Source organism: Methylobacterium sp. J-077, assembly GCF_022829365.1.
Lineage (GTDB): Bacteria > Pseudomonadota > Alphaproteobacteria > Rhizobiales > Beijerinckiaceae > Methylobacterium.
In genome coordinates, this window is sequence record NZ_JAKSYJ010000119.1 from 378,942 (window position 1) to 398,413 (window position 19,472).

Genomic DNA, 19,472 nt, shown 5'->3' on the forward strand with positions numbered 1-19,472 from the left:
GCGCTCATTGCGGAGCGGGGGCGTCCACGGCGGCTGGCTTCGGCGACGGCTTCGCGCCCGCCTTGGCGGTGGACTTGGGCGGGGCCGTGACGAATTCCGGGTCGCTGCGCGGACCGTTCGGCGCGTTGGTCGGGCCGGCGAGCTGGCCAGGTGCAAGGTCGACGACCTTGTTCCAAGTCTGCGACTTGCACAGGAAGGCGATCAGGCAGCCCCGCACAGTCAGCTCGTTGGGCGCGTCGGTCCAGATGGTGACGTCGTAGGACTTGCCGTCCTCGGAATTATAGATCTTGCCCTCGTAATGGGCGTCGGCGTTCGGCTTCAGGCCCATGATCAGCTGATGGCCGAGCGACGCGCGAGCCTGCTTCTTCGGATCGGGGTTCTTGAAGTCGACCCGCGGCTCGCCCTTGTCGTTGAGCGGGACCTTCAGCCAGACCACGTAGCCGCACAGCCGGTCGTTGGCGGCGCCGCACTTCTCGAGGCGGACGCGGGCACGGCCGTCCTCGGTGAGGTAGGTTCCACTGGGGTCGGTCGGAGCCGCGGCCTGCGCCGGGGCCGCCAGTGCCGCGAGTGCCAGGACTGCGAGCGGCGCCAACCGCCGGCCGATCGAAGATATCGTCATACCCGAACTCCCCTGCCTCGCGAGTCCCGAAGGAACGGGACCGCCCGCCGCGCGGATAGCCCCTTCGCTCGCGTCATTGCGCTCGCGCCGGGTCGTGAACCGGGCAACGTGCGCGTCGTGCCCGCCCTCTCTCGCGCGAAGTTGTCCGCATCATGACGGCGCAGCCTAGGGCTGAAGGGTATTGGTAAGTCTTCGCAGCCGCGGCGGGTGGTTCAAACGCGGGTCGGCGCGATGCTCCGGCCCGGTCCGAGAGGGCGCTGCATCAGGGTCACGTCGAGCCAGCGGCCGTGCTTGTAGCCGACCCCGGCCAGAATGCCGACCGGCGTGAAGCCGAGACCGGCATGCAGCGCAACGGAGGCGGTGGAATCGCTCTCGGCTATGACCGCGACCAGGGTCCGGCCGCCGATGCGCTCGCTCTCCGCGATCAGCGCAACGAGCAGGGCGCGGCCGACGCCGCCGCCCCGGGCCGACCGGGCGACGTAGATCGAATCCTCAAGGGTCGAGCGGTAGGCCGCGCGCTGGTGGTAAGGGCCGGCATAGGCATAGCCGACCACAGGGCCGTCCCGGACGGCCACGAGATACGGGAAGTCGCCTTCGCGCAGAACGGCGAACCGGCGAGCCATCTCCGCGACGCTCGGCGGCTCCAATTCGAAGCTGGCCGTGCCGGTGCTGACGGCATCGCCGTAGATAGATGCGATAGCCGAGATGTCGGCCTCGGTCGCAGGGCGGATCGCGTGGGTCACGGCCGGAGCATATCCGCGCCACGCTCAAAACGGCAATGCGCGATCACCCCGAGGGGCCGGGTGATCGCGCGCGGTTCGTCACGGGCCGATCGCGGAGCGGGGCTGCGCGGGGATGGACGCCGGCCCCATCCGCGATCGATGCGCCGCGCGATCCGATTACTCGGCCGCGGTCATCTCGGCGGTGAAGTGACCGCACCAATCCTTGGAGGCGACCACCGGCCACAGACCCTTGGACTGCGGCGCCGGCTGGCTGACCGGCGGGTTGAAGCGGCAGAGGCCCTCGTCGCCCTGCGCCTGGGCGCCGTTGAGCTTGTGATCGTCGAAGAAGCGGCAGCTCTCGCAGGCGGCGTTCGCGGTACCGGTCATGGTGTTTCTCCGTCGTCGTGAAGGCTTCGGCAGGGGGCTGAGAAGCGCCGCCCGCTCACAGTTCTTAATTAGAACAGCTCCAATGAACGGTCAAGGGTTAGGTCCGATCCGTCGATCCCGCGAAACGGTTGGCCCGGCCATCCCGCATGGAAACGTCGACCGGGCGCACACCCCGATCCAAAACGCGTGAAGCCGGACCCCCGATCGAGGATCCGGCTTCATGAGGCCGTGGGTGTTTTCAGATCACCGCTCGGTCAGGTGCGGTCTTCGTGTCGGACGAGAGGGCTCGATCAGCCCTGCTTGTCCTTCTTGTTGGCCCGGTGGTGACCCACCGCGCAGCCGGCGGCGGCGCCCATCTTGCCGTGCCCGGCCATATGCCCGGCGATGCCGCCGACAACCGCCCCCTTGAGACACCCTTTCGCCTCGGCCGGCGCGCCCAAGGCGAGAGCGCCGATCGTCAGCGCGGAGGCCAGTGCAATTCGAAACGTCATCGCGGTTACTCCCATGGTGTCGCTTGCAACGGCCTCGCAGCCCGACACGTTCCGCCGGCTCGCCACGGAGAAGGAGTCAGCGAGCAAGCCCCGTCACCAGCCGGAGCAGATCCGATTGCCGGGCCGCTCCGGTCTTGGCGAAGATCGCCTTCAGCTGCGACCGCGCGGTGGCGGCGGTGATCGAGAACCGGTTTGCCGCCTCGGCGAGACTGAGGCCGCCGGACACAGCCTGCGCGAGGCGCGCCTCAGCGGGCGTCAACCGGTAGGCGATCTGGAGGATAGCCGCCGGCGGGACCGGAATATTGCCGGGAACGCTGGCGATCAGCAGCGTGCTCCCACCCGCGAACAATCCCTGGCTCGGACCGACCAGCGGGACGACGTGGATGGCGATCGGCAGCGCATCGCGCCGCGGCATCACCACGGCGGAAATCGGTAACCGCCCGGACGGCCGCGACAGCGCCTCGAGTTGCCGCGCGGCCTCGCCCTCCTCGGCGGTTAGACGTCCCCCCGCCAGCTTCAGGTCGCGCCCGAGCAGGGCAGCGAAGGCCGTGTTCCAGCGGATGGCCTTGCCTTCGGAGTCGAGGATCATGGCGGGGCGCCCGATGACCTCGAACGCCTCCGTCAGCCCGGCGAGCCGGGCCTTCTCGACCATTGCGGTGAGGAGGCCAGCGCGTCGGAGCAGCGGCGCCAGGGTGGCGAGGCGCGCCTGCTCGTGGGGCTCGTACAGACCCTGCGCCACCGTCCTCTGCAAGGCCAGGCACCAGAGCCGGCCCTTCACCTCGAAGCCGATTCCGGCGAACCAGCGCAAACCACAGGAGGCCAGCAGATCCTGGTAGAACGGCAGCCGCTCCATCTCCTCGGGAGTGGTGAAATCCTGGTCGACCGTGATGCCCCGGGCACGGATCATCGGCAGCCCGCGGAACCGGTGATCTTCCCGGTGCCAATTCTCATCAAAATAGCGCTTCGTGGATTCGGCGAGCGAAGCCGTAGTGATTGCGTCAAGCCCCGTCCGGTCGGTGCGCAGCAGCAACGCGCCCACACTCCCGGAAGCCTGCGCGACCCGCTCCATCAGGTCCGGCCAGCGCGCCGGATCGACCACCGCCTCTTCCAGGTCTTCCCGGAAGGTCATCTCCAGATCATCACGCAGGCGCGCGACGGGATCGTGGTTCAGGCCGGGCATGGCGCTCGACTCCGGGCCGGCAACGACCGGCAATCAGGGCCGCAATGCTCCGTCTTCATCAGAACAACGCACACGGTTCGATCGAACTTCCATTAATATAACCGTCAAGATTGAGCAAGGATCTGAATAGGTGACGTTTCGGGTTGCTCGCTTTCGGCCGATGGACTGGTGATCGTGCCGGTAGCGGCAGGCGGTCATGCCGCACGGACGGCGTGAGTTGGCCTGCTGTCGCGAGCCGATGAGCGTCAGTCGGCCGTGCGGGAGAACACCGCGGCTGGGCCTTGACCCCCACGGCAGCTCCGCAATCTGCCACGAGGCCATCATCACAACTTCTGATAGAGTTTGGTCGGACCAGGTTCAAGCCTCGTTAACCAAACCCGTCGATTGTATCGCTCTGCGCGGTTCGATCACGAGTTGTCATCGAACGGGCGCAGTCGAGCATGGTGCGGCTGAAGGTCGATGGCGTTTTTCCTGTCTGCGTTCCTCGGCGCGGCGACCCGGCGCGTCTCCCGAGCCTCCGGCGTCGCGGACCATCCGCGAAGCCGCGCCGCCGCGCTGGCGATCCTGACCTGCGCACCGTTGCTGTCCGGTTGCATGACCGGCAAGCCCAACTCGGCCGGGCGGTCAGGCCCGGACGTGACGCAGACCGGTTCGATCAGCGAGGCGCTGCCGCCCGCTTTGGTCGCCGCCGCCCAGGAGGAGGTCGGGCGCACCATGCGCCTGGGGCTCGCCAATTACCGGCTCAATGTCGGCGACAATCTCGAAGTCTCGTTCCTGATCGATTCGAGCGTGGTCCAGCCGACCTACCGCCTCAACCCGAGCGACGAGTTCGACGTCGATTTCCGCACCCACCCGGAATACAACCGTACGGTGATTGTGCGGCCGGACGGCCGGATCTCGCTGCCGGGCAAGAACGGCATCAAGGTCGCCGGCCTGTCGCCAGAGGCCGCCGCCGCGCTGATCAAGACCACCTACGACGACGTGCTGATCGACCCGGTCGTCACGGTCATGCTGCGCAAATTCCGCACCGTGACCGATGATTTCCGCGAACTCACGCAGCGGGCCGATATGGGCCGCGTGAAGGTGCTGGCGATCGAGCCGGACGGCAAGATCAACCTGCCGATGGTGCCCCCGGTCCAGGCCGCCGGCCGGACCGTGACCGAACTCGCCGGCAGCCTCACGGCGGCCTACCATCACCAGTTGGCGACGGTGAGCACCAGCGTCCGGCTCGCGAGCCTCGTGCCGGCCAACACCATGGTGTTCGGCGAGGTCCGAGCCCCGGGGCCCGTCACCCTCCAGGGCGCCCGCACCCTGGCGCAGGTGCTGGGCTCGGCCGGCGGCGTGCTGCCGACCGCCGCAGGCGATGCCGTGCGCATCATCCGGTTCGACGCGGAAGCCGCGGGCAGCGTCCGCATCGTCGATATCGGCCAGCCGGGGCTTGCCGACACGATCATCGTGCCGCCGAACGCCACGGTCTACGTGCCGCCGTCGCTGCTGGCCAAGACCGCCCGCGCCGTCGACCTCGTGGTCCGTCAGATCCTGCTCTTCAACGGCACGGGCTTCGGGGTGAACTACATCACCGGCCCGTCCGCCAGCACCTCCACCAGCGCAACCGTGAGGTCCGGGACGTGACGAAGTCCGACCTGTCCCGGCCCGACCGGCCCCCGCCCGACGCCTTCGAGGATATCGCCTTCGATCTCCGCGACGCCCTGGCGGCCCTGTTCCGGCACATCCGGCCGGCCCTGCTGATCCTGGCCGCCGCGATCCTCGGCGCCGGCATCTACCTGCTGCTGACGCCGGCCGAGTACACGGCCGACGCCAAGCTGATCATCCGGTTGGGCCGCGAGAAGTCGGCCGGCTCGGTCCAGGGCGGCGCCAACCAGAACTACATGTTCTCCGAGCGCGCGCAGAACGTGAACAACGAGGTCGAGATCCTGCGCGACCCCAGCATCGTGCGCGACGAGTTCGCGGCGCTGAAGGCGATCACCCCGGCCGGCGATCTGGGCCCGCCTCCCGAAGACTGGATGGACTGGCTGATCTACCAGGGCCGCGTCGCCCTGCGCGGGGCCAAGGCGGTCAAGACCTGGGTCGTGGATACGGTCCGCATCCCGTTCGAGGCGCTCGGCCTGCTGCGCCACCTCAGCCCCGACGAGAAGCTCTTCGAGGCCTATCTCGCCTCCTTCAAGGTCGTGTTCGTCAAGGAGACGGACGTGATCCTGACCGGTTTCACCTGGACCGACCCGAACTTCGCCGCCCAGGCGCTGAACCGGCTCCTCGACGCCTACAAGCGCCGCCATGTCGAGGTCTATGCCGACGAGACGCCGGCGACCTTCTACCAGGGCAAGCTGGAGCGGGCGCGCGCCGACCTCGCCGCCATCGACGCCCAGCTGGCGAAATCCCTGAAGGGCAACAACACGGCGAGCTTCGAGATCGAGCAGCAGAACGACCTCGGCACCCTGTCGGACCTCGCCCGTCAGAAATCCGCCGCCCAGATCGAGCGGGAAGGCGTCGAGTCCCGGCTCAAGCGCACCCGCGAGACCGGCCCCGACCGCTGGCAGCCGACGCCGCCGGACGCCGACCCGACGGTGGCGGCCTTCGACACGCGCTGGGCGGATCTCAGGACCAAGCGGGCGGAACTCGCCGTCCGGTTCCGGCCGACCGCGCCCGAATTCGTCAGCCTCGACCGGGACCTCACCGCCCTGACCCGGCAGAAGTACCAGGCGCTGATCGCAGCCGACACGGCCCGGCTCTCGGTTCTGGCGGAGAAGATCCAGACCATCACGGGGATCGAGGCCAGCCGCCGCAAGGCTGCCATCGGCCAGAGCGACGCCGCCCTCGCCTACGGCCGGCTGATCCAGCAGAAGGGCCTGCTCAGCGACGAGATCACCGACACGCAGAAGCGGATCGACGCGCTGCGCACCGGCACCGGGCTCGACGCGCAGTCCGTGACCTCTTCCGCATTGGTCGCCCGCGCCGTACCGCCGCGGCTGCCCTCCGGTCCGAACCGGCCGCTGATCCTCGGCCTCGCGGCCGGGCTGGGGCTGCTCGCGGCCCTCGCCTACGTCGCCCTGGCAGAGATCCTGGCCCAGACCTACCGCAGCGCCTCCGAGGTCGCCCGCTCGCTGCGCGTGCCGGTGCTCGCCGCCGTGCCGCTGCGCTCGGGCACCGCCCGCCGGCCGCGTTTCGGGGGAGCCGCCGCATGATCGCCGCCTCCCCGATGATCGACCCGTCCGTGCTGGAGCCGGCGTTGATCCAGCTCGGCCGCCACGAGACCCGGCTCCGCCGGGTCGGAATCACCGCGGTCCAGCCCGGCGAGGGCGTCAGCACCCTGGCCCGCGAACTCGCCGGCGCCTATGCCCGCCGCGGCCGCACAGCCGCGCTGATCGAGGCGAACTGGTCGCGGCCATCGCTGGCCGAGGCCTACGGGCTCACCGGGCGGCCGGGCTTCGCCGACATCGTCGCCGGCGACGTGGCGCCGAGCGTCGGGGTCCATCCGGTCGCCGACGGCCTCAGCATCGTCCCGGCCGGCAATGCCGCGGCGATCCGGCGGGCGACCCTCGACGACGGCCGCGTCGAGGATTTTCTGGCGCTGGTCGACGAGCGCTTCGACCTCGCCATCCTGGATTGCGAGCCGATCACCGAGATCGGCGACGCCGCGGCGCTCTCGCCCTTCGTGGACGGGTTCGTCGTGGTGATCGGCGCCGAGCGCACCCGCCGGGCGGTGGCGCAGCGGGCGCTGGCCGACCTCAAGGCCGCCGGCGGCGCGCCCCTCGGCATCGTCCTCAACGGCACCCGCCGGCCGATCCCGAAATGGCTGTACCGGTGGCTCGGATGAGCGGCGCTTCGCTTCGCGCGCTCCGCGCCTTGCCGGTCGCCGGCCTCGGCCTCGCGGCGGCGGCCGGCGCCGTAGCGCTGAGCGCCGCGCCGCTGAAATTCGCCGTGGTCGGCTTGGCCGCGGCCTTCGGTGGGGTCGGCGCCCTGATCGCCGGGCAGCGCTACCGGCTGACGCCGCTGCTGCTGATCGCCCTGGCGGTCGGGCTGACGGTCAAGCTCGATGTCAGCTTCTTTCAGCATTTCGAGGCGGTCGGGCAGTACCTGCCGAGCATCGGCGGCGGGGCCGGGCTGACCGTCAGCGTCGCGCTCCTAGTGGCGCTGACCCTGATCCTGTCGAAGCTCACCGGCATCGGCGAGCGCATCCCGGGCCTGCGTCTCGACCGGCCCCTCGTGCTGACGCAACTCGGATTTCTGGCGGCCGGCCTGCTCTCTCTCAGCAACGCCACCGACACGGCCTATCTCTGGTTCGATGCCTGGCGATTCCTGGGCCTGCTCCTGGTCTCGGTGGCGGTTTCGAACCTGTCGGATACCGACATCCGCACCCTGGCGCTGGCGATCTGCGCCCTGTGCCTGGTGCAGACCGCGGTGGCCGGACTGCAATACGTCACCGGTTCCGAACTCGGCCTCTCGGTGCTGGGCGAGGAGCAGATCGTCGAGGAGAACATCAACTTCACCGCCCAGCGCCGGGCCGGCGGCCTGAAGGTCCACCCGAATATTCTGGGATACTATTACGAGTTCGTCTGGCCGCTGGCCCTGGCGCTCGCTCTCTCTCGAGGGCCGAAACTCCTGCGCCTGATCGGTGCGGCCGGCGCCGGATCGGCCGTCATCGGCGTGGTGCTGACCCTTTCGCGCGCCTCGTGGCTGACCTACCCGCTCTCGGCCGCCCTGGTGATCCTGCTGGTCTATCGCGACCGGCTGTTCTCCCGGGCGAGCCTGATCGTGTTCGGCCTCCTCGTGGTCGTGGCCGGGATCGCCGCGATCGTCGCCGGGCCGCTGGTCTGGGAGCGCCTGACCGCGGATGACGGCGGCTCGGCGGCCCAGCGCGGGCCGCTCAACGCCGCGGCCCTGGCGTTGTTCGCGCAATTCCCGATCTTCGGCGTCGGGCTGAACAATTTCGGCAACCAGTTCGCGACCCTCGACCAGACTGGCCTGTCCCGCCTCGCCGGGCTGTTCGACCGCTCGAACCACGTGGTGCACAACCTCCATATCCTGATCCTCACCGAGGTCGGTATCGTCGGCTATACCGCCTTCGCCCTGGTCTTTCTGGTCGGGATCTTCCGGGGCTTCCGGGAGGCCTGGCGCGCGCCGGTGGGGGATTCCCTCGCCGCTATCGCGGCCGCCTGCGCGGTCGGCCTGATCGCGCACCTGCTGCACGGGCTGGTCGACCCGGGCTTCCGACTCAACCTCGGCATCGCCGAGCTGCTCTACACCGGCCTCGGGCTGATCGCGGGCGTGCGGGCGGCCCAGCGGCGAGCGGCTGTGGAGGCCTACGGCGCGGCGCGCTCCCTCTCCCGTGCGGGAGAGGGTTGGGGTGAGGGATCAGGTCTCTCCGGAAAGGGCCCCCCCCTCACCCTTCAGGAGAGGGGACCCGCGTCACCGCCGGCTGACCGCGCGCGGCCGATCGCGACTGAGAACCGTCCGGCCCTTAGACCGCGGAGAGATCGACCATGAGCGGGATCGGCCTCAGCGTCCTGATCGTCACTTACAACGCTGGCGGCGATATCGAGACGTGCCTGCAGCTCCTGGCGGCGAGCCGGATCGACCGTCCCTACGAGGTGATCCTCGTCGACAACGCCTCCTCGGACGGCACGCCGGAGCGGATCGCGAGCGCCTTCCCGTGGGTGCGCCTGATCGCCGAGAAGACCAACCACGGCTTCGCGGGCGGCAATGCCGTCGCCCTGGCGGCGGCGCAATACGACACGTTCCTGTTGCTCAATCCCGACGCGTTTCTGAGCGACCCGGAGGCCCTCGCCGCGGCGCTGGCCCATCTCGACGCGCATCCCGATGTCGGCGCGCTCGGGCCCCGCCTGACCTTCCCGGACGGGCGGCACCAAGTCGGCGATGCCGGCTACGAGCCGCGCCCGCTCTCGACCCTGGTCCATGCCGCCGGGCTGTCGGGGCGCTTCGGCCTGCGCGGCCTTTACCTCGCGAGCCGGCAGGCCCGCAGACGCGCGGCCCTGGATGTGGACTGGGTCTGCGGCGCGTTCATCCTGATGCGCCGGGCCGCGGTCGAGGCGATCGGCGGCCTGGAGAGCCCAATGTTCCTCTACGGCGAGGACGTGGATTGGGGCTGCCGCCTGCGCGATGTCGGCTGGCGGGTCGCTTACCTGCCGGGGATCGCGGTGGTCCATCTCCAGGGCGGCTCGGCCGGCGCGCGCTCCGCCCGCTGGCTCGACGGGCTGGCGGAGATCTACCGCCTGCGCAATGCCGGCCGGTTCCTGTCCTCGCCGGCCTTCTTCTCGGCTCCGCTGCGGCTCGGTTTCACCCTGCGGGCGCTGGCCTACGGGCTCGCCGGCCGGCTGAAGCGCCGACCGGAACTCGCCCGGAAAGCCGAGGATATGCGCCGGTTTTCCGCGCACCTGCGCGGTCTTCGAAGCTAAGTTCGCCCCACCCTCACGGCCGCTTGCGGATGAAGACCATGTGATAGCCCTTCAACGGACCCGGCGTGAGCCGGAACAGCAGCTCCCAGAACTTGCCCAGGACGAAGTTCTCGCCATGATAGAACGGCTGCCCGTCGAAACTGTAGGTGAAGTGCTCGAATCGATCAGCTGGGAAAAGCCGCTGCCGCGCCGCCTCCGTGTTCATGGTGTAGAGCGGCACGAACGAGTCGATCTCGACCCGCCGCGGCTCGACCCAGCGCAGGACCTGCGCGTGCAGCCGCTTCGGGATGAGCCTCGCGCCGACCCCGACATAACCCCAGCGGTTGGGCGTCCAGGCGCAGAGCCAGCCCCCCGGGGCGAGGACCCGGCCGAGCTCGGAAGCAGTGACCTCGGGATGCTCGATATGTTCGAGGACCGAGAACGCCGAGATCAGGTCGAAGCTCCCGTCCGGGAATGGAAGAATCCCGTCGTGACCGATCAGCCGGACCGCGTCGGCCGACTTGTTCTCGAGGACCGCCTCGTCGACGTCGCAGGCCATGACGTGGGCGCAGCGCCCGCGGAAGTCGCCGAGGTTCCGGCGCAGTGGGACCGGGTCATCGCTCCACTTGCCGCGCCCCGCCCCGAACTCCATCACCCGCATGTCCGGCCGGAGCAGCGCGTTGACGCGGACGATGTACTCCATCCGGTGATCCTGCCGGGAGTAACCCCCGGCCCCCATCTCCCGGAACAGGCGCTGTTCGACGGTGACCATGCTTTAGGCTCCTCTGACGGCGCGATGCGCGCGGTTGTGGTGGAAAGGTGTGGGTCGGACGGGCGTCCGGCCGTGGCGATCCTCGGCACCCGCGGGGTGCCGGCCGCGCACGGGGGGTTCGAGACCCTGGCCGAGCGCCTGGCGCTGGATCTCGTCGCGCGCGGCTGGCGGGTCGAGGTCTATTGCCAGGTGCGCGAACCGACTGCGCCGAGCGTCTGGCGCGGCGTCGCGCTGATCCCGGTGGCGGTGCGGGGCGACGGCGCCTTCGCGACCATCGTGTTCGACCTGAAATGCACTCTGAAGGCGGCGTTCCGGCCGGCCCTGCCGCTGGTGCTCGGCTACAACACCGCCGCGTTCTCGATCCTGTACCGGCTCACGGGCAAGCGCAGCGTGATGAACATGGACGGGATCGAGTGGAAGCGCGACCGTTGGTCGAAGCCCGCCAAGGCGTGGTTCTGGCTGAACGAGCGGCTGGGCAGCCTGTTCTCCACCCATCTCGTCGCCGACCATCCGGAGATTGCCCGGCACCTTGCCCGCAACACGTCGGTCAAGCGGATCACCACCATCGCGTACGGGGCGGACCCTGTGCTGGAAGCGTCGACCACCCCGCTGGCCGCATTCAACGCGCACCCCCGCGATTACGGGCTGCTGATCGCCCGGGTGGTGCCGGAAAACCTCGTGCTCCAGATCGTCCGCGCCTGGAGCGAGATCCGCCCGGGCCTGCCGCTGGTCGTACTGGGCAAGCTGATGGACTCCGATCCCTACCACCGGGCCGTGAAAGCCGCGGGCGGCCCCGAGGTGATCTTCGCTGGCGCGATCTACGAGGCCGAGCGCGTCGCGGCGCTCCGGCTGCATGCCCGCTTCCACATCCACGGCCACACGGTGGGCGGGACGAACCCGTCCCTTGTCGAGGCCCTCGGCGCCGGCTCGCCGATCCTCGCCCACGACAATCCGTTCAACCGCTGGGTCGCTGGCGACGGGGCGGTGTATTTCGGCGACGAGACCGAGTTGCGCCGGGGCATCCTCAACCTCGTGCGCGCCGCGCCGAGCCGGCTCGACGCGATGTCGGCGGCGTCCCGGGAGCGGCACGCCGACGCCTTCGGCTGGCAGGGCATCGTCGACGCCTATGAGAGCGTGCTCCGTCGCCAGCTTCCGTCGCGCCGCGCCGCCCACCGGGGCCGGGAGGCGATCGGCCGGCACGAGCACGGGGCGGCGTGAGCGGACGAGCGGGCGTTCCGGCCTAAGCTGCATCTCCGCCCCCCGCGCCCGCCTCAAGCGTTCGAATCTGCCGCTGGGCCAGCATCGTCACGGTGCCGGCCGGCACGTCCCGCAAGGTGCAGACGCCGATGCCGATCGTAGCGCCCGCGCCCACCGTGACGGCGCCCTGGACGGCGGCGTGGGCGCCGACCACCGCGCCGTCGCCGAGACGCGGCGCGTCCTCCGGAAACGGCTGCCCGGGAAACACCCAGTCCCGCGGTCCCACCAGGGTCCCGGGCAGCAGGATCAGATCGGTCCCGGCGCTGCCGCAGAACACCACGCGGGCCGGGTGGGGCACGAACAGGCCCGGCCCGATCGGCGAGCCCGGATGCAGGCTCGCGCCGGTCATCCGCAGCGACAGGTCCGAGATTAAAGCGGCGCAACGGCGCCAGCCGCTTCCATGCAGCAGATGGGCGACCCGGTGAAAGATCGCGACCTGCATCGCCGGCAGGGTCAGGTGCATCAGGCGGCGCAGCCGGGAGGTCGGCTTGCCGCCGGTCGTCTGGCGCAGGACCCGGGCGAAGTCCGCCGACAGCAGCAGGCGCAGCTCCGCGAAGCCGCTCGGCGCGGTGGTCGGGGCGATACCGCTCATGCCGCACCTCCGCGGCCCGGGAGCGCGCGCCAGGGCTGGGGCATCACCGCCTCGCCCGCCTGCACGTCCTTGAGGATGATCGTGCGGGGACCGAGCCGCGCCCGGTCACCGATATGCACGGCCCCGAGGACAATCGCGCCCGCCTCCAGCACCACACCGTCGCCCAGCACGGGCAGGCCCGGACCGCCGCCGATATCCTGGTCGGGCTCCTTCAGCAGGCCGCCGATGGAGGCCTGGACGCCGAAGGCCGCGTCGCGCCCAACGGCCCCGGCGATGACGGCGCCGTAGGGGTAGGGCAGGAACAGCCCCCCGGCGATCCGGCTGGACGGCGGGATGTCGGCGCCGGTCCACCAGCCGTTGACCAGCCACAGCAGCCACGCCGCCATCCGCCAGCCGCGCTCGTGGCTGTACCGCGAGAGCCGATACAGCCAGACGGCGTGATAGCCCCGGCGCAGGGCCGCAGGCCCCTGGCCGCGGCGTTCCCAATGCGCCCGGTCGGCCGCGAGCGCGGCGCGCACCTGCGGCCAGCGCGGTCGCCGCCCTGCGGCAAATTCCGATGGGGCCACGAGGGGGATCCCTCGGGCGGCGTCGGTCTCGGCGCGCTCGGACATACGCAGTCCTCCGGTTTCCTCAGACGCTTCATCTCTGCAACCATAAATTGAAGATACGGTTGCAAGCCATACGCACCCTGCCACGATGCAATCGTAGGTCGCGGTTTTCAGCAAGGCTTCACCGAGAGATGGTCCGCTTGGTAAATCGATTGCGTGGACGCGGCCGCCCCGGCGGCCTGCGATACGGCGCCAACCTGCTCGGGCAGGCCGCCGGGCGCGGCGTCTACTTGGCGGCGGGCTTCGCCGCCTTCGTGATGGTCGGTCATTACGCCGGCCCGGCGGCGCTCGGCCGCTACGGTCTCGCCCTGGCGGTGCTGGCGGTGGCGCTCATCGCCGCCGATTTCGGCACGACCCTGACCTTCGGGGCGCGCCTCGGCGCGGGTGCGCCGGAGATGCGCGCCGTCGAGTTCGGCCGCATGATCTCGGCCCGGCTGATCCTCGGCCTCGTCACCGGCGTGGCTCTGCTCTGCGCCCTGCCGTTGCTGCCCGTCGAGATCCGGCCCGCACTGGCGCTCGCGGCCGTGCTGATGCCGCTCGCGGCCGCGCGCTTCCTCGATTCCCTGTTCCAGGTCTGCGGCCGGCCCGGCTGGTCGGTCTGGCCGTCACTCGCCAATGCCGGGAGCCTGGTCGGCGGCACGGCACTCACGCTCTGGTTGCATCTACCCGAAGCCGCTCTGAGCGTCGTCGCGGTGGCCTCGGGCATCGTCTACGGCTTGGTCGGCCTGATCTTGGCCGCCCGGCTCGTGCCCCTGCGTCCGGCCTCCCTGTCGCATGGCTGGGCGACCGTGCGGGCGGCCGCCGGGGTCGGGATCTCGAACGCGCTGGGCTCGCTCAACGGCCGCATCAGCCTGATCATGCTGGCGGCCCTGGCGGGAGCGGCCGAACTCGGCCAGTTCACCGCTGGCTTCCGGTTCTTCGAGCTGGGCGCCGCAGTGGCGATCACCCTGTGCGCGCCGCTGGTGCCGGTGTTCGGCCGTGCGGTCGGGACCCTCGATCTCGCCCGCCCGCGCTCGGGAACAGACCGCCTCCGCGCCAGCGTGCGCCCGGCCCTGACCCTGATCCTGGCGGCCTCGGGCGCCGGGACGGTGGCGGCCTGCGCCGTCGCCGAGCCCCTGATCCGCCTGGTCTTCGGCCCGGACTTTTCCGCGGCCACCCCGGTGCTGCGCATCGCCGCTGCCATGAGCGCCCTCCTGATCGCGGCCACGGTGCTGTTCGCCGGCCTCGTGCCGCTCGGCCGGACCGGTTTCGCGGTGCGCGGCAGTGCCGCCGCTTGCGCTGTGAACCTGGCGGCATGCGCGGTTCTGATCCCATGGAATCCGCTGCTCGGCGCCGCCTGGGCCGCCCTCCTGGCCGAGATCGCGATGCTCGCAGTGGTCGCCCACGCCTTCTGGCGGGAGGCGGGCGCCCCGCTCGCGCCCGCGGATCTGCCGACGATGTTCGGCCCGGGCCTCGTCACCGGCCTCGTCTGGGCCGCCGGCCCAGCGGCGCTCGTGCCAGTCACGGTACCGGCCGCCGCCGGTCTCTCCGCCGCCGTGGCGGCGTGGCTGTGCCTGCGCCGCCGCACCCCCGCCGATCCCCTGTCCCTCTCGATCCCGGAAGCTTCCTCATGAGCGACGTTCCCGTGCTCTCCATCGTCATCCCGACCTACAACCGCGCCGACACGCTGCGCCTGTGCCTGCGCGCCTTCGAACGGCAGGCGACCGACGTGCCGTTCGAGATCGTCGTCTGCGACGACGGCTCCACGGACGCGACCGGCACGGTGATCAGCCGCGCGGTCACCACGGGCCGCGTCCCTGTGGTGCATCTGCGCCAGGAGAATGAAGGGGCCAACGCCGCCCGCAACCACGCCATCGGGGCGGCAAGGGGCGAGCGCCTGCTGATCGTCAACGACGACACCATCCCGTCTCCCGGCCTCGTCGCCGCGCATCTCGCCGCCCACGCGAGACGGGGCGGGCGCGAGACCGCGATCCTCGGGCGCATGACCATCGACCCGGCGCTGCCGTTCTCGCCGTTCTCGGCCCTGCACCACGACGCCTCCTACGACGCGCTGGAAGGCCGCGTGGAGGTCGGCTGGGACGCCTTCCTGACCTGCAACGTCAGCGTCGACCGGCGCCTGCTTGAGGAGGCCGGCGGCTTTGACCCGCGGCTGACCTGGCACGAGGATATCGAGCTCGGCGAGCGGCTGGCCCGCCGCGGCATGCACCTGTTCTACGCTCCGGAGGCTTTGGCCTATCACCACCATCTGCTCGACGAGGCGGCCTATCTGCGCATCGCCGAGCGCGAGGGCGCGGCCCTGGTGCTGTGGTACCGCAAGCGCCCCGACCTTGCGCCCGACCTCACCCGGCTCGGCCTCGTCGGCCCGCCGCCCCTCGCCGCGTCGCCGCGCCACCGCGTCGCCGACCTGGCGATGCCGACCGCCCTGCTGCCCGGATGGCAGATGGCGGCCCGCGCCTTGACGCGGATCAGCCCGGAAGCCGGCCGCACGGTCTGGCGCCGGCTGTTCCAGCGCCAGAAGCGCCTCGCCATCGCCCGGGCGCTGGCGGCGTGATGCGAGACGCCCGACACAGCCTTGTAGCCCTGCTCCTGCCGGCGCTGGCGGCCTGCGGCGCGGCCGATGCGCAATCGCAGCAGAACATCCTGGTCGATCCCGCCGGCAGCGCGATGGACGGTTACCGCACGGTGGTACGGCTCGCCGACGTGCCGTTCGCGAGCCTCGGCCCTGGATCCAGCGTGCTGGTCCGCGGCGGCAGCTACGGCGACGTGGCGGTGATCGGGTCCCGCGGCAGCGCCGAGGCACCGGTCACCGTGGTGGCGGTCGCCGGGACCAAGCCGGTCCTGTCGAACTCTGTGGTGTTCGAGAACGCCGCCTACGTCACGGTCACCGGCCTGACCGTGCAGGGCGCGGCCAATTCCGGTTTCATCATCCGCCGCGGCTCGCACCACGTCACGGTCTCGGGCTCGACCGTGTCGAAATCCGGGCTCGGCATCTGGATCGGCGACGGTGCGGGGGCCGGCCACCGCATCACCGGCAACACGCTCGCCGACAACAAGACCCACGGCGTCGCCGTCGACGTGATCAACGTGCCCCCGGAGGACCCGAGCTACATCCTGTCCAACACCGTGACCGGCAACGGCATCCACGGCATGGAGATCAACGGCTCCGGCTACGTGGTCGAGGGCAACCGGGTCTCGGGCAACGGCGTCGGGATGTCGGGCACATCCGGCATCCACGTCTACGCCAAGGACGCCGCCCAGGACGCCGGCGACCGCAACACGATCCGGTACAACATCGTCAGCGGCCAGAAAGAAACCATCGGCCAGGACGGCAACGGCATCCAGATCGATCAATGGTGCGACGGCAACACCGTCGCGTTCAACGTCGCCACCGACAATGACGGCGCGGGCATCAACCTGTTCGATGCCGGCTCCAATACGGTGGTCAACAACACCGTCACCGGCAACATGCGCGATTCCGGCGGCCGCCACGTCTATCGCGGCGAGATCGTGCTGGCCTCCGACTACACGAAGAGCGTCGACCGCACCGCGGGCAACCGGGTGCTCAACAACATCGCCTTCGCCACGCGGCCCGGGATAGCGGCCATCGCGGTCGAGGCGACCACCGCCGACAACGGCAACGCGATCGGGCCGAACTTCATCGGCAGCAGCGTCGGCGCCCCGCTCTATCACTGGGCCGCCACGTCAACCAGCGACGGGGCGAGCCTGCCGCTGCACGGGCAAGGCCCCGACCTCGCCGGCACACCCGCCTTCCGCGACCGCGCGGCCCCGTTCGCGGACGGCCTCGCGCTGACCAAGCCCCCCGCCCGCGCCGGCATCCCCCTCGGCGCGATCCGCGATCTCGCCGGCCGCGCCTACGCGCCCGGCGAGGCCCCGACCTTCGGCGCCTACAGGAGCCCGTAACCATGCTTCGCATCGGGATCGACGCGCACGTGCTCACCGGCAAGCCCCAGGGCAGCCGGACCTGGCTCGTGAACATCATCGGGCGGGCCGCCGCCCGCCATCCGGACGCGACCTACGTGGTCTATTCCGGCGACCCGGAGGCCTGCGCCCGCATCGTCTCGGGCCCCAATATCGAGCATCAGCGGCTGCCGCGGGTGCCGGCGAGCGTCCGCCTGCTGGCGATCTGGCCGTGGCTGGTGTTCCGCGACCGGCTCGACACCCTGCTCACCACCTACATCGCCCCGCCGCTGGTGCCGGGAAACCGGCAGGTGGTGGTGGTCCACGACATCCTGTTCGAGACCCACCCCGAGTTCTTCTCCTGGCGGATGCGCTGGCGGAACCGCGTCCTCACCCGGCTCTCGGCCCGGCGCGCCAAGCTGGTCCTGACCATCTCCGACTACAGCCGCGACTCCATCGCCAAGGTCTACGGCATCGAGCGCGACCGGATCGCCGAGGTGCGCTGCGGCTCGACCCCGCCGCGGGCTTCCGCGGAGCGCAGCCCGCTGGCGGATGGCAGACCCTACCTGCTGATGGTCGGCCGCTTGGAGCCGCGCAAGAATCTCGGCCTGGTGCTCGATGCCTTCGCGCGCCTGCCCGCGGGCGCGGCCCGGCTGATCGTGGTCGGCAAAGGCGACGGCGAGCGGCCCGAGACCCTCGACCGCCTGACCCGGACCCCGGACGCTGTGCATATCGCCGGCATCGACGATAACGGCCTGTCCGATCTCTACGGCCGAGCCGCCGCCCTGGTCTTCCCGAGCCGCGGCGAGGGCTGGGGCATCCCGGTGCTCGACAGTCTCGCGCGCGGCACACCGGTGATCGCCTCGAGCCTCACGGCAATTCCCGAGGCGGGGGGCAGTGCCGCGAGCTATTTCGACCCGGACGCCCCGGACCGGGTCGAGCGGCTGGCCGAGCTGATGCGCGCGGCGATCGACGGCCGCCTGCCCTTCGATGCGGGCGCCGCCCGGGCGCACGCCGCCCGGCACGACTGGGATGGCCCGGCCGCCACTTTCGTCGACCTGATGCGCCGGAATTTCCCGGCCCGGATTCCGGCGCACGATCTCCACGCGCCGGTGCCGCATCTGCGCGGCTGAGCTGCGCCTATTCCGCCGGCGTGAGGCCGGCGGCGAAGGGCTCGGCGGGCGCCTCCGCGGCGATCGGATCCTGGATCAGCACCCAGTATCCAAGCGCCGCCACCACGGCGATCACCGCGCCGGTGATGAAGGCCATGGAGAAATGGCCGGTCCCGCCGACAATGAAGCCGGTCACCGTCGGGGCCAGGGCGCCGCCGATATACCCGCCGAAATTCTGCATCGCGCCGAGCGAGGCGGTGGCGTTGGCCGGCGCCGCCACGGAGGCCATCGCCCAGGCCGCCGACGAGCTGACATAGACCAGGAACAGCGACGCCGAGATGCACACCATGGCGAGCGTATCGCTCGGCGTCAGCGCGGCGACCACCGTGCAGGCCGCGGTGGCGAGCAGACCCAGCACCATCGGGATCTTGCGGCTGCGGATCGGGTCGATCCCGCGCCGGACCAGGATGTCGACGATCCGGCCGCCGAGCACCCCGCCCAGCACGCCGAAGGCGAACGGGATCGCCCCGATGATCCCGGTCTTCTGCAGGGTGAAGTGGCGCTCGATCTCCAGATAGCTCGGCAGCCAGGCGGTGTAGAGCCAAGTCATGTAGATGCAGCCGAAATACCCCATGATCATGCCCCAGCTGGTCCGGTAGCGGAACAGCCGCTTCCACGCGTTCCAGGTGACGCGCCGGTCGGCATTGGGCGCGTCGCCCTCCTCCAGGAAGGCGCGCTCGGCCGGAGTGAGGTCGATCTCGGGGGGGTTGCGGAACACCAGGTAGACGATGCCGGCGAGCACCAGCCCGGCCGCGCCCATGATGAGGAACATCGCCCGCCAGCCGAAGCTCACCATCAGGAAGGTGAGCAGCGGGAGGGCCAGGAAGGTGCCGAGCGAGGAGGCGCAGTTCCAGATCCCGGTGGCGGTGCCGCGCTCGCGGATATTGAACCAGTCGCGCGAGACCCGGGCGCAGGTCGGGAAATGCGGCGCCTCGCCGAGGCCGAGCACGATGCGCGCGCCCACGAACTGCCAGAACGAGGTCACGGCCCCGCCGAGCATCTGGCCGAGCGACCAGCAACTGAGCCCGAGGGTCAGCGTCAGGCGCGGGCCGAGCCGGTCGGCCAAGGCGCCGGCCGGCAGTTGCGCGAAGGCGTAGGCCCATAGGAACGCGGAGAGCAGCAGGCCCATATCGGGGATCGACAGGCCGAGATCCTGCCGGATCAGCGGGTTGGCCACCGCCAGGGTGGCGCGGTCGACGTAATTCACCACCCCGGCCGTCACCAGCAGGATGAGCGAGATCGTCTGGATGCGCTTCACGCGCGGCGATGCGGCCGGAGCCATGAATTCCCCCCGATTTCTTGACGGATGCGCACTCTTCACGGTGCTCCGGGTCCGCAGCG

Annotated in this window: 19 protein-coding genes; 10 read left to right on the forward strand and 9 right to left on the reverse strand. The window is 70.6% G+C overall.

Annotated features, from left to right (window positions below):
* Positions 1-4 precede the first annotated feature (4 nt).
* The 5 genes from MKL11_RS14710 to MKL11_RS14730 form a co-directional block, all read right to left on the reverse strand.
* On the reverse strand, positions 5-619 hold the full coding sequence (locus tag MKL11_RS14710; protein WP_243944679.1) for a DUF2147 domain-containing protein: 615 nt from the start codon (positions 617-619) through the stop codon (positions 5-7).
* A gap of 212 nt (positions 620-831) precedes the next feature.
* Positions 832-1,362 carry a GNAT family N-acetyltransferase gene (locus MKL11_RS14715; RefSeq protein ID WP_243944680.1) on the reverse strand — a complete coding sequence of 177 codons (531 nt, stop codon included), beginning with the start codon at positions 1,360-1,362 and terminating at the stop codon, positions 832-834.
* A 156-nt stretch (positions 1,363-1,518) separates the two neighbouring features.
* Positions 1,519-1,728, reverse strand: a complete 210-nt coding sequence (locus tag MKL11_RS14720; RefSeq protein ID WP_058191194.1) for a hypothetical protein — start codon at positions 1,726-1,728, stop codon at positions 1,519-1,521.
* Positions 1,729-2,018: 290 nt separating this feature from the next.
* The gene (locus MKL11_RS14725) at positions 2,019-2,219 is read right to left on the reverse strand and encodes a hypothetical protein (protein WP_243944681.1); all 201 of its coding nucleotides are present in this window, start codon (positions 2,217-2,219) and stop codon (positions 2,019-2,021) included.
* Positions 2,220-2,295: 76 nt separating this feature from the next.
* A complete protein-coding gene (locus MKL11_RS14730) occupies positions 2,296-3,399 on the reverse strand; it encodes a helix-turn-helix transcriptional regulator (RefSeq protein WP_243944682.1) in 1,104 nt (367 codons plus the stop codon).
* 459 nt (positions 3,400-3,858) lie between these two features.
* Here MKL11_RS14730 and MKL11_RS14735 point away from each other — a divergent pair, with 459 nt between their 5' ends.
* From MKL11_RS14735 to MKL11_RS14755, 5 genes are read left to right on the forward strand one after another with little or no spacing between them, the layout of a single operon-like run.
* The gene (locus tag MKL11_RS14735; protein ID WP_243944683.1) at positions 3,859-5,031 is read left to right on the forward strand and encodes a polysaccharide biosynthesis/export family protein; all 1,173 of its coding nucleotides are present in this window, start codon (positions 3,859-3,861) and stop codon (positions 5,029-5,031) included.
* A complete protein-coding gene (locus MKL11_RS14740; RefSeq protein WP_243944684.1) occupies positions 5,028-6,602 on the forward strand; it encodes a Wzz/FepE/Etk N-terminal domain-containing protein in 1,575 nt (524 codons plus the stop codon). The genes MKL11_RS14735 and MKL11_RS14740 overlap by 4 nt, the downstream gene beginning before the upstream one ends.
* Entirely contained in the window at positions 6,599-7,234 is a 636-nt protein-coding gene (locus MKL11_RS14745; protein ID WP_243944685.1) for a CpsD/CapB family tyrosine-protein kinase, read from the forward strand. Before MKL11_RS14740 ends, MKL11_RS14745 begins: the two co-directional genes overlap by 4 nt.
* On the forward strand, positions 7,231-8,904 hold the full coding sequence (locus MKL11_RS14750) for an O-antigen ligase family protein (protein WP_243944686.1): 1,674 nt from the start codon (positions 7,231-7,233) through the stop codon (positions 8,902-8,904). Before MKL11_RS14745 ends, MKL11_RS14750 begins: the two co-directional genes overlap by 4 nt.
* The gene (locus MKL11_RS14755) at positions 8,901-9,833 is read left to right on the forward strand and encodes a glycosyltransferase family 2 protein (protein ID WP_243944687.1); all 933 of its coding nucleotides are present in this window, start codon (positions 8,901-8,903) and stop codon (positions 9,831-9,833) included. The genes MKL11_RS14750 and MKL11_RS14755 overlap by 4 nt, the downstream gene beginning before the upstream one ends.
* Positions 9,834-9,846: 13 nt before the next feature.
* On the opposite strand, the gene MKL11_RS14760 is transcribed toward MKL11_RS14755, so the two are convergent.
* Complete coding sequence (locus MKL11_RS14760) at positions 9,847-10,584, reverse strand: class I SAM-dependent methyltransferase (RefSeq protein WP_243944688.1); 738 nt, start codon at positions 10,582-10,584, stop codon at positions 9,847-9,849.
* A 24-nt stretch (positions 10,585-10,608) separates the two neighbouring features.
* On the opposite strand from MKL11_RS14760, the gene MKL11_RS14765 reads away from it, so the two are divergent.
* Positions 10,609-11,802 (forward strand): DUF1972 domain-containing protein, encoded by a 1,194-nt coding sequence (locus tag MKL11_RS14765; RefSeq protein WP_243944689.1) that lies wholly within the window; start codon positions 10,609-10,611, stop codon positions 11,800-11,802.
* A 22-nt stretch (positions 11,803-11,824) separates the two neighbouring features.
* Here MKL11_RS14765 and MKL11_RS14770 read toward each other — a convergent pair whose 3' ends face one another.
* Together MKL11_RS14770 and MKL11_RS14775 are read right to left on the reverse strand one after the other, a co-directional pair.
* The gene (locus tag MKL11_RS14770) at positions 11,825-12,433 is read right to left on the reverse strand and encodes a serine O-acetyltransferase (RefSeq protein ID WP_243944690.1); all 609 of its coding nucleotides are present in this window, start codon (positions 12,431-12,433) and stop codon (positions 11,825-11,827) included.
* A complete protein-coding gene (locus tag MKL11_RS14775; RefSeq protein ID WP_243944691.1) occupies positions 12,430-13,044 on the reverse strand; it encodes a serine acetyltransferase in 615 nt (204 codons plus the stop codon). The genes MKL11_RS14770 and MKL11_RS14775 overlap by 4 nt, the downstream gene beginning before the upstream one ends.
* 128 nt (positions 13,045-13,172) lie before the next feature.
* Here MKL11_RS14775 and MKL11_RS14780 point away from each other — a divergent pair, with 128 nt between their 5' ends.
* From MKL11_RS14780 to MKL11_RS33095, 4 genes are read left to right on the forward strand one after another with little or no spacing between them, the layout of a single operon-like run.
* On the forward strand, positions 13,173-14,654 hold the full coding sequence (locus tag MKL11_RS14780; RefSeq protein WP_243944692.1) for a lipopolysaccharide biosynthesis protein: 1,482 nt from the start codon (positions 13,173-13,175) through the stop codon (positions 14,652-14,654).
* Positions 14,651-15,592 (forward strand): glycosyltransferase family 2 protein, encoded by a 942-nt coding sequence (locus MKL11_RS14785; protein ID WP_243944693.1) that lies wholly within the window; start codon positions 14,651-14,653, stop codon positions 15,590-15,592. The genes MKL11_RS14780 and MKL11_RS14785 overlap by 4 nt, the downstream gene beginning before the upstream one ends.
* Positions 15,592-16,962, forward strand: coding sequence for a right-handed parallel beta-helix repeat-containing protein (locus MKL11_RS14790; protein WP_243944694.1), 1,371 nt, complete (start codon positions 15,592-15,594; stop codon positions 16,960-16,962). The genes MKL11_RS14785 and MKL11_RS14790 overlap by 1 nt, the downstream gene beginning before the upstream one ends.
* A 2-nt stretch (positions 16,963-16,964) precedes the next feature.
* The gene (locus MKL11_RS33095; protein WP_279600479.1) at positions 16,965-18,092 is read left to right on the forward strand and encodes a glycosyltransferase family 4 protein; all 1,128 of its coding nucleotides are present in this window, start codon (positions 16,965-16,967) and stop codon (positions 18,090-18,092) included.
* A gap of 7 nt (positions 18,093-18,099) precedes the next feature.
* Here the strand turns inward: MKL11_RS33095 and MKL11_RS14800 are convergent, their stop codons facing one another.
* Positions 18,100-19,413, reverse strand: a complete 1,314-nt coding sequence (locus tag MKL11_RS14800; RefSeq protein WP_243944695.1) for an MFS transporter — start codon at positions 19,411-19,413, stop codon at positions 18,100-18,102.
* Between the last annotated feature and the right edge of the window lie 59 nt (positions 19,414-19,472).